Annotated in this window: 1 protein-coding gene; it reads right to left on the bottom strand. The window is 62.7% G+C overall.

From position 1 onward, the window contains the following. Positions 1 to 5: 5 nt before the first annotated feature. Entirely contained in the window at positions 6 to 16,772 is a 16,767-nt protein-coding gene (locus PKE98_RS15645) for an SPM autocatalytic domain-containing protein (RefSeq protein ID WP_271196235.1), read from the bottom strand. Positions 16,773 to 17,075: the final 303 nt, after the last annotated feature.

Below are 17,075 nucleotides of genomic sequence, written 5' to 3'. Positions count from 1 at the left end.
GCTTCTTAAGAGAAGAAGCTGGTGTGCACGTTGCTGGCAACCAACAGTTGAACATCACCGTCGTTGTACACGTCGTAGCTGGCGCCGTCGACCTGCACACTTCCGGCAGCTGTCCACTGATCAGCGGAGCCGGCAATCTGCACGCTGTCGTTTGCATCACCGTTAACGATCAACTGCACCGGGTGCGACGCTCCGAGGTGGGTATCAACCAAGCCCACCTGGCCAAACTGGCTGATGCTCTCGGCGTCGACCTTCAGCGTGTTGGCATGACCATCGGCAACACCCAGATCGATGCGGCTCAAGCTGTGCTCACTGACCGTCTGCGGATTCACCGCCGTCAGGTCAATGGTCTGATCGCCGCTGCCAGCATTGCGGAACCAGGCATCGACGATGCTGTGTACGCCGCCGTCAGTGGTTTCATAGCTGCCGCTCAAACCGATCCAGTTGCCGTTATTCATATCGCTGGTGTTCGCTGCATCCAGGTTGATGCTGGCAATGCCGAGCGACGACAGGCTGAACAACTCGCCGCCCTGGCTTTGCCCGTCCTGGTTCGCATCGACCCAGACGCGCAAGGCGGCAAAGTCGGTGTCGCTGGCGTCAATCCGGCCATCACCGTTGCTATCGAGTGCGGCCAGGGCGGCGAAACCGTCCTTGGCCTTGCTGCCGTCGGCTTGGGTGGTTGCGGTACCAAACAGCTCGCTGCCGTTGTTGATCGTGCCGTCGCCGTTACGATCAAGCGCCAGCAAACCATCGCCCTTGCCGACCCAACCGGTGGTGTCGAGATCGCCATCACCGTCGATGTCAAAGCGGGTATTGGCAGCCCAGTGCAGGGTATTCACACCGTCGCCATTGAGGTCCAGCACCAGCGGCGAAGTGGCCAACACAGCCTGTTGCTCGGCGGTCATCGCGGCGATCTGCGAACCGGTAAAGGCGCCCATATGCACGGAGTCGAGTGTCGACAACTGGTCGGTAGTCAACGCGGCGATGTCCGCCACGTCGATGGCCACCAGTTGGGCGGTCGTCAACGCTGCGAAGTGGGCCGAGGAGATCGCCCCAATCTGCGCGGAGGTCATCGCCACAATGTCGGCAGTCTCGATGGCCGCTACCTGGGCCGAGGTCAGTGCCGCCACCTGGGTAGTAGTCAGCGCCTTGATCTGCGAAGTGGTCAGCGCCACGACCTGATCGGTGCTGAGCGCGGCAACCTGAACAGTTGTCAGCGAAGCCAGATCGGTGTTTTGCATCGCCTGAATCTGCGCGGTGCTCAAGGCCTGCAGGTCAACGACTTCCAGCGCGGCCACCTGCTCGGTGGTCAGACCGTAGATCTGTGCGGCGGTAAGAGCCCGCACCTGAGCAGTGGTCAACGCTTGAATCTGATCGGTGCTGAGCGAGGCCAGATCGGAGATTTGCACCGCCTGAATCTGGGTGGTGCTCATGGCCGCCAGGTCAACCAGTTCCATGGCGTGGAACTGCTCAGTCGTCAGCGCTACAACCTGCGCGGTGGTCAGCGCATGCACTTGCTCAGTGGTCAGCGCCTGGATCTGTGCGGTAGTAAGCGCCGCCAGGTCACCACCTTGGATGGCCTGGATTTGCTGGGTGCTCAGGCTAGCCAGATCGCCCACTTCAAGAGCCACGAACTGCTCGCTGGTCATGGCGACAATCTGTGCAGTCGTCAGCGCCTGCACCTGAGGCACAGTAAGTGCCACCACCTGGTCGGTGGTCAGCGCGGCGACATTGGCCCCTTTCAACGCTTCGATCTGCGAAGCCGTCAGCGCCTGCAGTTGCACGGTGCTGAGCGAGGACACCTGTTCGGTGGTCAACTTGCCCACTTGCTCGGTAGTCAGCGCCTCGACTTGCGTGGTGGTCAGCGCCGCCATCTGCAACGTGGTCAACAGTGCCAGATCGGTGGCATCCATGGCCTGAATCTGCGCGGTAGTCAGCGCCTTCAGGTCAGCGGTTTCCATGGCCTGCACTTGCGAGCTGGTCAAGGCCTTGATCTGCGCACCGGTCAGCACCTGGAACTGGTCGCTGGTCAGCGCCTGGATCTGCGCCGTGGTCATGGCGGCGAGGTCGCGGGTTTCCACGGCCTGCAATTGCGCTGTGGTCAAGGCCACCACTTGCGCGGTGGTCAGTGCCGCCGCCTGGGCTGTGGTCAGACCGGCAATGCTGGCTGCCGACAGCGCGGCCAGATCAGCGGTTTCCAGTTTTACCAATTGGGCAGTGCTCAGTGCCGCCAATTGCGCGGAGCTGATCGCAGCCGCCTGCTCGGTGGTCAAAGCAACAACCTGGGCGGTGGTAAGAGCGGCAATGTCGTCTGTTTCCAGCGCAACGATCTGCGCCGTGCTGAGTTCCACCAGATCGGCGGTTTCCAGCGCAGCCACCTGGGTGCTGGTGAGGGCCACGATTTGCGCGGTGCTCAGTGCCTTAACCTGATCGGTGGTCAACGCAACAACCTGCGCCGTGGTCAGCGCCGCGATGTCGTTGGTGCTCAACGCCGCCAGTTGCTGGGTAAGCAGGGCGGCCACTTGCGCGGTCGTCAGCGCCGCTGCCTGCTCGGCGGTGAGGCCTACCAGCGTGGCCGTGGTCAGCGCCACCAGATCGGCTGTCTCAAGCTTGGCAATCTGCGCGGTTGTCAGTGCACCCAGTTGAACCGAGGTCAGCGCTGCCACTTGCTCGGTGGTCAACGCCACGACTTGCGCCGTGGTCAGCTGTGCCAAGTCACGGGTTTGAATGGCGGCGATCTGCGCTGTGGTAAAGGCAGCGAGGTCGGCGGTTTCAATCCACGGGAACTGCTCGGTGCTCAGCGCAACAATCTGCGCGGTGGTCAACGCAGCCACCTGTTCGGTGGTCAGGCTGGCAATCTGAGCCGAATTCAACAATGCCAGGTCACGGGTTTCCAGCGCACGAATCTGTGCGGTGGTCATGGCTGCCAGGTCGGCAGTCTCCAGTGCCTGCACCTGGGCTGTGGTGAGCGCGACAACCTGAGCGGTAGTCAGTGCATTCACTTGCGCCGTGGTCAAGGCCACCACTTGCGCGGTGGTCAACCCGGCCAGATCGCCCGATTCGATCGCACGAATCTGGCTGGTGCTGAGCAATGCCAGGTCAGCGGTTTCCATCTGCGCCAGTTGCGCCTTGGTCATCGCCTGGATCTGCTCGGCGGTCAGCACTTTCACTTGATCGCTGGTCAGGGCAATAACCTGGGCACCGGTCAGCGCGGCCACATCGGCGGCCTCCATGCTTGCCACCTGATCGGTGGTCAGCGCTTGCAGGTCGACAATTTCCAGCGCCGCCACCTGGGCGGTGGTCAGCGCTGCAATCTGGTCGAAGCTGAGTGCGCGCACTTGTGCGGTGGTCAAGGCCACGACCTGATCGGTGGTCAGCGCAGCAACCTGGGCCAATTGCAGCCCGGACAGCTGGGCAGTCGTGAGCACTGCCACATCAGCAGTTTCCATCGCACGGATCTGTGCGGTGGTCAGCGAGCCGATGCGGTTCTGGTCAATGGCTGCTACTTGCGCCGTGCTCAGTTGTGGAATGGCAGTGGTGGACAGAGCCGCCAGCGCCGAGCCTTCCAGCGCCGCAATCTGCGAAGTGGTCAGTGCTTGCACTTGCGCCACGGTCAAGGCGCCGGCCTGAGCCGTGGACAGCAGCTGGATCTGGTTAACGGTCAGTGCAGCAATATCCGCCGTTTCCATCAGCGCGATCTGCGCCGTGCTCAACGCGCCGATCTGCGACACATCCAGCGCTTTGACCTGGAGGGTGGTCAAGGCGATCAGTTGCGCCGAGCTCAGTGCCTGGATATTGGCAACGCCCAGGCGAGCGATCTGCACCGCCGACAGGTTAACGAACTGAGCGGTGCTCAGCGCGGCTGTCTGCGCGGTGGTCAATGCCGCCACCTGATCCTCGCTCAGCGCGGCGATGTCGGCGTTGGTCAACACCTCGATCTGTGCGGTGGTGAGCTTGGCGATCTGCGCTTCGGAGAAGCCGTTGGTGAGCTGCGTCGGGGTGAGCGCAACAATCTGCGCCGTGGTCAGGGCCTGCACCTGGGCACTGGTCAGTGCGGTCAGTTGCGTGTCGGTCAGCGCAGCAATATCAAGGGTGCTCAACGCTTTGATCTGCGCGGTGCTCAATGCCGTGATCTGCGCGGTGTTCAGCACAGCGATCTGGGTGCTGGTCAGCGCCGCGATCTGCTCATTGCTCAACGCACGCAGGTCTTCGGTTTCGATCGCCTCAACTTGCGTACCGGTCAGTGCGGCCAGGTCCTGGGTTTCCATGGCGCGGAACTGTGCCGTGGTCAGGGCGCGAATCTGCGCGTCGGTCAGAGCAGACACTTGCGCGGTGCTCAAACCTTGCAGCTGCGCCACGCTCAGGGAGGCAATCTGCTCGGTGCTGAGGCCCGCAATGCGCGCTGCACTCAGGGCGGCCAGGTCGGCCACTTCCAGCGAACGCAGCTGGGCGGTGGTCAGTGCTGCCAGTTGTGCGCCCGTCAGGGCCGCAGCCTGGGCCGTGGTCAGGGCCACCAGTTGAGCGTTGCTCAGGCTGGTGAAATCGCCCACTTCCAGCGCGGCAATTTGTGCGGTGGTCAGGATAGCGACCTGCGCGGTGGTCAAGGCAACCACTTGCTCGGTCGTCAGCGCTTGCACCTGAGTGGTGGTCAGGGCGGCCAGATCATCGGTTTCCAGAATGTGGATTTGACGGGTAGTCAATGCCGCAATCTGCGCGGTGGTCATGGAGGCAACATCAGCCGTGGCGAGGAATTCCAGGTCTACCGAGCTAAGGGCATCCGGGCTCAACGCAGCCAACTGCTCACCACTCAACGCCGCGTTTTGCGCCGTGCTGAGGGCATTGGCTTGCGCATCGCTGAGTTCGGCCAGTTGCTCTGGCGTCAAGGAAGCGAAGTCGGCCACTTCCATGGCGACGATCTGCGCCGTGGTCAAGGCCGCGACTTGTGCCAGCGTCAGGTTGGCCACTTGCGCAGTGGTCAAGCCGACGACTGCGGCGGTAGACAGCGAAGCGAAGTCCGCCGTCTGCATGGCCGCTATCTGGTCGGGGGTCAATGCTGCCACCTGGGCGGCTGTCAGCGAGGCTGCCTGAGCCGTGGTCAAGGCCACCAGTTGCACGTCGGACAACGCGGCAACATCGGCCGCTTCCATCGCGGCGACCTGGGCAGTGGTCAGCGCGGCTACCTGACCGACCGACAACTGTTCAACCTGGGACGTGGTCAGTGCCACTACTTGCGCGGTGGTCAGAGCCGCGACCTGGGCCGTGGTCAATGCCGCTACCTGGCCTGCGGTCAGGGCGGCGATGTCGGCGGTTTCCAGCGCGCGAATCTGCGTGGAGCTCAGTTTCGCCAGATCAACCGCTTCCAACGAAGCCACCTGGGCAGTGCTCAGCGCCACGATCTGGGCGGTGGTCAGCGCAGCTGCTTGCAGCGTGGTCAGTGCGGCCACTTGCTCGGTGCTCAGGGCCGCAATATCGGCGGTCTCCAGTGCACGTACCTGGGCGCTGGTCAACGCGCTGATCTGATCGGCCGTCAAGGCACGCACCTGGTCGGTGCTCAGGGCAACGATCTGAGTACTGCTCAACGCCGCCAGGTCGACGGTTTCCAACGCTTGTACCTGCGCGGTGGTCAGCGCGGCGACTTGCTCGGTGGTCAGTGCGCCCGCTTGCAAGGTCGTCAATGCCGCCACTTGCGAGGCTGTCAGAGCGGCCACATCGGCGGTCGGCAGCACACGAATCTGTGCTGTGGTCATACCGGCCAGATCGGCCGTTTCCAGCGCGGCGACCTGAGCGGTGGTCAGTGCAACCACCTGGGCGGTGCTCAAGCCAGCGACCTGGGCGCCCGTCAGCGCCACCACCTGAGCAGTGCTCAAGGCGTTGATGCTGGCGGTCGACAAGGCATGCACCTGCGCCGTGCTCAGCGCGCCGATCTGCTCGACGCTAAGGGCACGCACCTGGGCAGTGCTGAGTACTTGCAATTGGGCATTGGTGAGGGCCGAGAGGTCGGCGGTTTCCAGGGCCGCAATCTGCGAAGTGGTCAGCGCCTGCACTTGCGCGGTGCTTAGCTTGCCTACCTGCGCAGTCGTCAAGGCTGCCACTTGCTCGGCCGTAAGCGCGGCGAGGTCGGCGGTTTCCAGAGCGATCAATTGGCTGCTGGTCAGCACGGCAATATCGGCGGCTTCCAGCGCCGACACCTGCGCGGTGGTCAGGGCGATTATCTGCGCCGAGGTCAACGCCTGCACCTGAGCAGTGGTCAATGCGGCCAGTTGGTCGCTGGTCAGCAGGGCGAAGTCAGCCGTTTCCAGCGCACGGATCTGCGTGGTGCTCAGCGCGGCTACCTGTGCCTGGGTCAAGGCTTGCACCTGAGCACCGGTGAGCGCGGCCACCTGGGCATCGCTCAAGGCGCGGATGTCAGCGATCTCCAGCACTTCGATCTGCGCGGTGGTCAGGTTCGCCAGTTGCGCGGTGGTCAGCGCCGCTACCTGAGCGGAACTCATCGCGACAACTTGATCAACCGACAATGCGGCCAGATCTGCCGTTTCCATGGCGGCGATCTGGGCAGTGGTCAGCGCGGCCACTTGTGCGTTGCTGAGCGCACCGATCTGCGCAGTGGTCAGGCTCGGAATGATCAGCGTACCGATTGCCGCCAAGTCCGCGGTTTCCAGTGCGGCGATCTGATCAAGGGTCAGGTTGGTCAGTTGAGCAGCAGTCAGTGCCGAGGCTTGCGCGGTCGTCAGCGCTATTACCTGGGCAGCTGTCAGCGCAGCGAGGTCAGCGGTTTCCAGCGCCTGGATCTGGTTGCTGGTCAGCGACGCGATCTGCGAGGTTGTCAGGGCTTCGACCTGCGCCGTGGTCAGGGCCACCAACTGAGCGGTGGTCAGCGCCTGGATCTGGTCAGACTTCATCTTGCTCAGTTGAGTCGCACTGAGTGCAGCCAGGTCGGCCGTCTCGATGGCTTTGACTTGCGCAGCCGTCAACGAACGCAGTTGCACACTGCTCAATGCCGCCAGTTGGGCCGAGCTTAGCGCCACAATCTGCGCGGTGCCCAGGGCCACCAGGTCGGCCGTTTCCATTGCTGCAACCTGCGTTGGCGCCAGGGCTGCGATCTGCGCGGTAGTCAGCGCGGCCACTTGGTCAGAACGCAGGCCAACCAGTTGGTCAGCGGTCAACGCGGTCAGGTCGGCGGCATCCAGCGCACGGATTTGTGCCGTGCTCAGGGCTGCCAGGTCGATGGTACGCATCGCTGCCAACTGGTCGCTGGTCAGCGCGGCAATCTGCGCGGTGGTCAGCGCCGCCGCCTGAGCAGTTGTCAGCGCTGCGATTTGTACAGCTTGCAGCGCGGCGATATCCGCCGTTTCCATCTTGCTGATCTGGCTCGCTGTCAGTGCCGCCACATCGGCGGTTTCAAGAGCGGCCACTTGCTCGGTGGTCAGCGCGCGCAGCTGTGCACTGTTGAGGGCTTGAATCTGCGCAGTGGTCAGCGCTTCGATCTGCTCGGTGGTGAGCGCCGCCACGTCTGCGGTTTCCAGCGCCACGATCTGTGCGGTGGTCAGTGCCTGCAGGTCATCCAGCGCCAGCGCGCGAACCTGCGCGGTGGTCAGTGCGACGAGCTGCGCCGTGGTCAGTGCCTGAACCTGAGCGGTGGTCAAGGCCACCAACTGTTCAGCGCTGAAGGCCGTCAGGTCAGCGGTTTCGATCACACGAACCTGAGCGGTATGCAGCGCCGACACCTGGGCCGGGCTGAGCGCCTGCAGCTGACTGGAGGTCAGAGCAATGATCTGCTCGGTGGTCAGGGCGCGCAGGTCGTTGGTTTCCAGCGCAGCAATCTGCCCGGTGGTGAGGCTGGCCACTTGTGCGGTGGTCAGCGCCTGCACCTGAGCGGTGCTCAAGCCAATGATCTGCCCTTCGGTCAGCGCCGTCAGGTCGGCGGTTTCCAGCGCGCGAATTTGCGCGCTGCTCAATGCCGCCAGGTCTGCCAATTCCAGCGCAGCCACCTGGGCGCTGGTCAACGCCACAATCTGCCCGGTGCTAAGCGCGGCCACCTGGCCGGCAGTCAGACTGGCAATCTGTTCTGGGCTCAGTGCCGCCAAGTCAGCAGTTTCCAGCGCTTTGACCTGGTTGATGGTCAGCGCCGGGATTTGCTCCAGCGTCAGTGCCTGCATCTGTGCAGTGGTCAGCGCGACGATCTGCGCTGTGGTCAGGTTGACCAGGTCAGCCGTTTGCAGAGACGCAATCTGGCTAGTCGGCAAACTGGCGATTTGCGCGGTGGTCAGCGCCGTCGGCTGCGAGCCACTGAGCGCGAGCACTTGCTCCTGGCTGAGAGCGGCCAAATCGGCAGTTTCCAGCGCCGCAATCTGGGTGCTGGTCAGCTTGATGATCTGTGCGGTGGTCAGCGCCTGAATCTGGGCGGTGGTCAACGCAACGATCTGCGCGGTGGTCAGGGCCCGCAGGTCGGCACTTTCCAGTGCAGAAATCTGCGTTTGGGTAAGGCTGGCGACCTGCGCGGTGCTCAAGGCCACCACCTGGGCGGTAGTCAGGGCTTGTACCTGGGCGGTGGTCAAGGCTTGCAGATCGGCCGTTTCAATGGCGCGGATCTGCGCAGTGGCCAGGGACTTGACCTGCGTATCGGTGAGCGCGGCAATCTGATGGCTACCCAATGCGGCCACCTGCAAGGTGCTCAGTGCCGCCAGTTGTGTGGTGCTCAAGCCGACAATCTGAGCGCCGGTCAGGGCGGCCAGGTCTTCGGTCTGCAAGGCTTGCAACTGGGCGCTTGTCAGGCCCGCCAGGTCGGCCACTTCAATGGCTTCAATCTGGGCGGTGGTCAGCGCAACAACCTGTGCGGTGCTCAGCGCACCAATCTGGTTCTGGGTCAGCGCTGCGACTTGCTCGGTGCTCATTGCCGCCAGGTCGGCCGTTTCCAGTGCGCGTACTTGCGCGGTGGTCAGCGCACCCACCTGATCGACGGTCAGGGCTTGTACCTGGCCACTGGTGAGGGCAACGATTTGCGCGGTGCTCAGGGCTTCCACTTGCGCGGTCAACAGGGCCGCGATGCGGTCACTGGCCAGCGAGGCCAGATCAGCGGTTTCCATCGCTTTGATCTGCGCAGTCTGCAACGCCTGCACTTGATCGATGGTCAGCGCCGCCGCTTGCGCGGTGGTCAGCGCAACGATCTGCGCAGTGGTCAAGGCAGCCACATCACCGGCTTCCAGCCCGACCACCTGAGCGGTGGTCAGTGCGGCAATTTGTGCAGCCTTCAACGCAGCCACTTGCAAGGTGCTGAGCAATGCCAGCTGGTCGGTGGTCAAGGCCACCAGGTCCTCGGTTTCCAGGGCGGCAATCTGATTGGTCAACAGCGCCCTGATCTGGTCTTCGGTGAGCGCACGCGCTTGCGCGGTGGTCAGCGCCGCCACCTGGGCGGTGGTCAATGCAGCAATCTGCGCAGAGTTCAGGCCAACGAACTGAGCCGTGCTCAGCGCCGCCACGTCCTCGGTTTCCAAGGCTTTGATCTGGGCAGTGCTCAGGGCTTCCAGCTGCCCTTGGGTCAGCGACTGAATCTGTTCGGTGGTCAGGGCCGCCACGCGGGTATTGCTCAAGACCGCGATATCGGCGGCCTCCAGCGCTTGAACCTGTGCGGTGCTGAGAGCGGCGACCTGCACCACGGTCAGCGCAGCCACTTGGGTGCTCGACAGGCCGACGATCTGCGCGGCGCTCAAGCCCTCAAGCCCAGCGGTGCTCAGTGCGGCCACCTGGGCCACGGTCAAGGCAGCAACCTGATCAACCGACAACGCGGCGATCTGATCCGACGACAGTGCAGCAACGCTGGCGGTGGCCAGCTTGGCCACGTCAACACTTTCCATGGCCGCCAGTTGGCTCGGGCTCAAAGCGGCAATCTGGGCAGCGGTCAAGCCACGAACTTGCGCCTGAGTCAGGGCGACGATCTGCTCCGTGCTCAGCACCGCCATGTCGTCAGTGCTCAAGGCAGAGAGCTGGTCAGAGGTCAGCGCCGCGATTTGCGCGGTGTTGAACGCACTTACCTGGGTAGTGGTAAGGCCAGCGATGGTAGCCGAAGACAATGCGGTGAGGTCCGCCACTTCAAAGGCCGCAATCTGCGCGGTATCCAGCACAGCGATCTGGGCGGAAGTCAGCGCCGGAACCTGGTTTTCAGTCAACGCCGCAATCTGTGCGGTGGTCAGCGCCTGCACCTGCTCAGTACTCAGCCCAGCAATGGCCGCACTCGACAGTGCTGCCAAGTCTTGAACTTCCAGCGCCTGAATTTGCGTGGTGGTCAGGGCAGCCAGTTGCGCGGATTTGAGCGCGCCAACCTGGTCTTCGGTCAGGGCAGCAATCTGCTGCGTGGTCAGCGCCAGAATATCTGCGGTTTCCAGTACGGCCACCTGGGCCGAACTCAGGCTTGCAACCTGTTCAGTGCTCAGGGCTTTCACCTGGTCGCTGGTGAGCGCCACGATCTGCGCAGTACCGAGCAGCGTCAGCTCTTCGGCATTCACCGCCTGAATCTGCTCGGTGGTCAAGCTGGCCACTTGCGCGGTGGTCAGCGCCGCCAGCTGGGTGCCCGTCAGGGCCTGTACCTGATCAGTGGTCAGGGCAGCAGTCTGCTCCGTGCTCAAGCCACGGATAGCGGTGGTGGAAAGCTGTTGCAGGTCGTCGGTTTCGATCGCCTGGATCTGATCAGTGCCCAGTGCAGCCAATTGCGCTGAACTGAGTGCAGCCACCTGAACGTCGGTCAGGGCCACGATCTGCGCGGTAGTCATGGCGCCCACATCGCTGGCGTCCAATGCGGCCACTTGCGCGGTGCTCAGCGCGGCCACCTGGTCGGTAGTCAGGGCATTTACCTGAGCGCTGTCCAGCGCCTTGATGCTGGCAGTGGTGAGAACGCCAATGTCCTCGAGCTCCAGCGCGGCCACCTGATCGGAAGTCAGCGCGGCAATTTGCGTGGTGCTCAAACTGGCAACCTGAGACGAGGTCAGCGCCAGAATCTGATCGGTCGTCAGCGCGCGCAGGTCAGCACTTTCCAATGCACGCAGTTGTGCAGTGGTCAGCACCTCAATCTGTTCGGCCGACAGGGCAGCCACCTGGTCGCTGGTCAACGCCACTACTTGCGCGGTGGTGAGCGCACGCACCTGGTCACTGCCCAGTGCCATCAGTTGTTCCTGGCCCAACACGGCCACGTCTACAGTATCCAGCGCGGCGATCTGCTGCGTGGACAGCGCGCCGATCTGGCTGCTGGTCAGCGCGGCAACCTGATCGGAGCTGAGCGCCTTGATGGCCGCCGTCGACAATTTCACCAGATCAACAGCCTCGATGGCTGCTACCTGCTCGGTACCCAGCAAGCCGATTTGCGCCGTGCTCAGCGCCACCAGTTGAGCGCTGCTCAGGGCAACAATCTGTTCCGGGCTCAGCGCTTGCAATTGGCTGCTGAGCAAGGCGGCGATATTAGCGGAGGACAACGCCGCCAGATCGGCCGGTTCCAGCACGGCCAATTGGTTGACCGTCAGCGCGCGAACCTGCGCCGAGGTCAATGCAGCGACTTGCGCCGTGCTCAGGGCGACCAGTTGGTCTTCGTTGAGGGCCACGATTTGCGCGGTGCTCAGCGCTTTGATACTGGCGGTGCTCAAGGCCACGACATCATCGGTTTCCAGCGCAGAAATCTGCGTGGTAGTCAGGCTGGCCAGTTGCGCGGTGCTCAGGGCACCTACTTGCGAGGCAGTCAGGGCGGCAATCTGCTCGTTGCTCAATACGCGCAGGTCTGCCGTGTCCATCGCACTCAGCTGCGCCGAGCTCAAGGCGGCCAATTGAGCGGTGGTCAATTCGGCCACCTGAGCCGAGGTCAACGCCTTGATCGCCAGGGTCGACAGCTTGACCAGGTCTTCGGTTTGCAGTGCAGCGACCTGTTCAGGGGTCAGGCCGGCCACCTGGGCGGTGCTCAGGGCGGTCATTTGCAGGGTAGTCAGCGCAGCAATCTGGTCGGCATCCATCGATGCCAGGTCTGCGGTTTGCAACGCCTTGATTTGCGCCACGGTCAACGCGGCTACCTGATCGGTGGTCAGTGCCGCAACCTGGGTATTGGTCAAGGCGACGATAGCGGCGGTCGACAGCGCTACCAGGTCCTGGGTTTCCAGGGCGGCGATCTGGCTGGTCAGCAGTTTGGAAACCTGGTCGGTCGTCAGCGCTGCAACCTGGGCCGAGCTTAAGCTGGCAATCTGCTCGGTCGAGAGCTGGCGCAGGTCGGCAGTTTCAATGGCGCGAATCTGCTCGCTGCTCAGCGCGGCCAATTGCTCGGTTTTCAAGGCAACAAAATGGGCGCTGGTGAGGGCAGCAATGTCTGCCGCTTCCAGAGCGCGCACCTGGGCGGTGTTCAGGGCCGCCAATTGGGCGGTGCCCAGTGCTTTGACGTCATCAGTACCCAGGGCAACAATTTGAGCGGTGGTCAGCGCGGCCACTTGCGCACTGTCCAACGCCGCGATTTGCTTGCTGCTCATGGCCCCGATTTGCGCCACGGTCAGCATCCGCACCTGGCCGGTAGACAGCTCTGCCACCTGGCTGGTGCTCAGGGCCGCTACGTCAGCGGTTTCAAGTGCAGCAATAAGCGAGGTGCCCAACGCCGCCAGTTGGTCGGCACTCAACACCTGCATTTGAGCGGTGGTCAGCGCTTTGACTTGTGCGCTGTTAAGGGCTTCGACCTGGGCGGTGGTGAGCGCGCTAACCTGGTCTGTACGCAAGGCGGCGATCTGACCGACGCTCAGTTTTCCTACCGCATCCACATCCAGTGCCGCCAGATCAGCGGCCTCAAGCGAACGAATCTGCGCGGTGCTGAGGGCCGCCACTTGAGCAGAGCTCAGCGCAGCAGCCTGCTCGGTGGACAGCGCAACCAGTTGCGCCGTGGTCAAGACCTTAACATCTGCGACCTCGATGGCAGCTACCTGACCAGTAGTCAGCGCGGCGACTTGGGCGGTCGTCAGTTTGCTCACCTGAGCGGTGGTCAACCCGCTGATCACACTGGCGGACAAGGACGGCACGTCTTCGGTTTCGAACGCGCGAATTTGCGCAGAAGACATAGCCGCCACTTGTGCAGAGCTCAGCGCCGCGATATGTGAAGTGCTCCAGGCAGCAATCTGCGCGGTGGTCAGCGTTTTGACCTGGGCAGGCGTCAACGAGCCGATGGTGCGGGCAACTTCCTGCTCTTCGCTCAAGTCCGACGAAAGTGCGGCGATCTGCGCGGTAGTCATCGCCACCAATTGCGGGATGGTCAGCGCGGCGACCTGGGAGGCGGTCAAAGCGCCAACTTGCTGAGAAGTCAGTGCCAGTAAGTCAACGGTTTCGATGGCACGGATCTGGTTAGTGCTCAGCGCCTGCACTTGAGGAACGGTGAGCGCGCCGATCTGCTTGCTGCTCATGGCAGCGATAGCGGCAGTCGACAATGCCGCCAGATCTCGCGTTTCAATCGATACAACCTGGGCGGTAGTCAAAGCGCCAACCTGAGCGCTGCTCAGGGCTGCGGCTTGAGCCACGGTCAGGGCCTCGACTTGCGCCGTGGTCAACCCGGCCATTTGCGCAGTGGTCAGCCCTTTGACGGCGGCAGTGGTCAGTACCGCCAGGTCTTCGGTTTCCAAGCCCTGCAATTGGTTGACGGCCAGCGCACCGAGCTGCGCAGAGCTGAGCGCGGCGGCCTGGGCCTGGGTCAGCGCGGTAACTTGCACAGTGGACAATGCTTTGAGGTCAGCCGCGTCGATTGCGGCAACCTGGGCAGTGGTCAGGGCAGCGATCTGATCGCTGGACAAGGCCCCAACCTGGGCGAAACTCAGGGCTTTGATGCTGGCGCTGGACAACACCGCGACATCAGCGTCCAGAGCCCGGATCTGGGCCGTGCTCAATCCGGCAATCTGAGCTGCCGAAATGGCAGCAACCTGTGTCGAACTCAGCAGCGAGATATCCAGCGCCTTGACGTCAGCGACCTCGAAGCTGGCGATTTGGGCAGTGGTAAGGGCATGCATTTGGCTGTTGGTCAGCGCGCCAACCTGCGCAGAGGTCAGGCCCGCGATGGCCGCACTCGACAAGGCGGCTACGTCCGCGTCTGTCAGCGCGGTCAGTTGCTCGGTGCTCAACGCCGCGATCTGTGGGGCTTTCAGTGCCGCCGCCTGGGCAGTGGTCAGCACGGCCACCTGATCAGTACTCAAGGCACGCACTTGGGCCGTAGTGAGGCCGGCGATGGTGGCCGAAGCAATGGTCGGCAAATCGACCACTTCAATGGCCTGGATCTGCGCAGTTGTCAGAGCAGCGATCTGCGCTGGAGTCAGTGCGCCAATCTGCGACGGGCTCAGCGCAGCAATGCTGGCAGTGCTGAGGGCGGCTACGTCGACCGCATCCATAGCCCGGATCTGGGCCGATGTCAGCGCGGTGATCTGGTCGGCCGTCAAGTTCTGCACTTGAGCAGCGGTCAGGCCCTTGATAGCGGCAACATTAATGGCCGCAAAATCCTGGGTTTCGAGCACTGCGATATTGGCCGGCAGCAACGCACCAACCTGCGCCGACGTCAGCGCAGCAGCCTGCGCGGTAGTCAACGCTTCCAACTGGTCGGTATTGAGCGCACGCACCTGAACGGTGCTCATCCCCGCGATGGCGGCGGTGGACAACGCCGCGAGTTCCGCCGGGTCAATGGCGGCGATCTGGGCCGCAGTGAGGCCCTGGAATTGCAGTGCCGTCAGCGCACCGATCTGACTGGCACTCATGGCAGCGATTTGCGCCGCAGTAAGCACTTTGACGTCGGCGACCGATAGCAGAGAGACCTGCGAGGGGGTCAGCACCTGAATCTGATCGGTGGTCAGCGCCTGCGCCTGAGCAGTGGTCAGGGCGATGATATTGGCCGGCAACACAGCCGAGATGTCGCTACCCAGCGCCTGGATCTGCGAGGTAGTGAGTGCAGCCAGCTGGGTAACCTTCAATACTGCCACCTGGGCGGTGGTCAGCGCGGCTACCTGGTCTGTAGTCAGCTTGGTCATCTGCGTCGCAGACAGCGAGCCGACAGCCCCAACGCTCAAGGACGGCACATCGGCCACTTCGATAGCCTGAAGCTGGGCGGTACCCAGGGCAGCCACCTGAGTAGCCGTCAGCGCACCCACCTGGTCGCTGGTCAGGGCAACCACTTGCGCAGTGCCGAGGCTTTTAAGGTCAGTGGTTTCCAAACGCTGAATCTGCGCCGTGGTAAACGCCTGGACCTGCGCGGTGCTCAGCGCCTGGATCTGCGCAGGAGTGAAGCCGGGGATGCTGGCAGTGGACAGCGCAGCGAGGTCGGCAACGTCCAATGCCTGAACTTGGGCAATGGTCAGGCCGGCCAGTTGGGTAGCGCTCAATTTGCTGAACTGCAGCGTGGTCAAGGCATCGATTTGCGCGGTGCTGAGGCTGGACAACTGGTTGGCAGTCAAAAACGCGACGGCGGCAGTGGACAGCGAAGCGATATCAGCCGCCTCAATGGCAGCCAGCTTGGCAGTGGGCAGCGCGGCAACCTGGGCGCCGGTCAGGGCGCCAACCTGCGAACCGTCCAGCGCGACAATTTGCGCGGTGGTCAATGCAGCAACGTCCACCGCGTCCATTGCAGCAATCTGCGCGGTAGTCAGGGCGGCAACCTGGGCAGTGCTCAGCGAAGAAACCTGGGCGGTGGTCAGGGCTTTGATCGCGGCGCTGCTGAGGCCAACTAGATCGCCAGCGTCTATAGCGGTGATCTGGGCAGTAGTGAGGCTTGGGATCTGGGTAACGGTCAGCGCTTGAACCTGCGCGCCTGTCAGCGCCGTCACCTGGGCGGCGGTCAATGCGGCCACCTGGTTCGTGCCCAGCGCCTGAATAACCGCCGTGCTCAGCGAGGAAATGTCTGCAGCATCAATAGCGGCGATACGGTCGGCAGGCAGCGCCTTGACTTGCGCAGTGGTCAGCGCACCGATCTGCCCGGCGTCCAGAGCCTGAACCTGCGCGGTGGTCATTGCCGCGATGTCGACAGTATCCAAGGCGCGCAGTTGCAGGGTACTCAGACCCGCGACCTGATCAGTGGTAAGCGCGGCCACCTGGGACGCCGTCAACGCCTTCACCGCAGCAGTGCCGATAAGTGCCAGGTCTGAGGCATCGATTGCCGAAACCTGATTAGCCGTCAGGCTCGGGATCTGCGCGGTGGTTAGCGCCTGAACCTGGGTGCCCGTCAGCGCGGTAACTTGCGCAGCAGTCAAAGCCGCAACCTGAGTACCAGTAAGCGCCTGGATCGCCGTGGTGCTGAGCGATGCAACGTCCGCCGCATCAATAGCCGCAATGCGATCAGCGGCCATGGCCTTGACCTGATTAGCAGAAAGCACGCCGATCTGAGCGGCGCTGAGTGCCTGGACCTGGGCAGTGCCAAGGGCACCGACGTCCGCGACCTCCATGCTTTGCACTTGGGTCGTGGTCAGCGCCTGAATCTGATCAGTGGTAAGGGCTGCAACCTGGGAGGTGGTCAGACCGACAATTTGCCCGGTGGACAGGGCTGCCGTCTGGGTGGCATCGAATGCGGCGATCTGGGCCGAGCCCATGGCGGCGAGGTCTACCACCTCGATGGCGCGCACCTGGCCAACATCGAAAGCCTGAATGCTGTCGGTAGACAGCACCTTGATCTGAGTGACAGTAAACGCAGCCAACTGTGCGGTACTTAACCCGGCGATATCGTCCGTGGTAAGCGTCGAAATGACGGTAGTAGACAAGGCAGCAACTTGAGTAGTGGTCAAACCGGTAAAGATGCTGCTCATCGTATTTGTACCTACACAGGTGAATCGCCACAGCCTTTGCCGTCATGGCAGGCCGCTGCGAAGAAGAGAATTCCGTTTGCAAAGTGACGGCAAATATCTTGAAACCTTGAGGGCTCAAGAGATTGTTTTTAGTACTTGCCGCCGAGCGGTCAAATCTTTGACAACGCTTTTATGCCACGCAGCTTAGCATGCTGGCAGAAAGCCATTTTAGCTATAACCATTCGGCTGGCAAATCGGACAAACAAAGGAGGGATTAAAAGGAGTAAAGGCGCGTAATTAGTGGTTTGCAATACCGCTGGGCGT

Source organism: Pseudomonas turukhanskensis, from assembly GCF_027922365.1.
In the GTDB taxonomy this organism is placed as follows: Bacteria; Pseudomonadota; Gammaproteobacteria; order Pseudomonadales; family Pseudomonadaceae; genus Aquipseudomonas; species Aquipseudomonas turukhanskensis.
The sequence above is the reverse complement of the archived record's forward strand: the minus strand, read 5'-3'. Positions and strand labels throughout refer to the sequence as shown.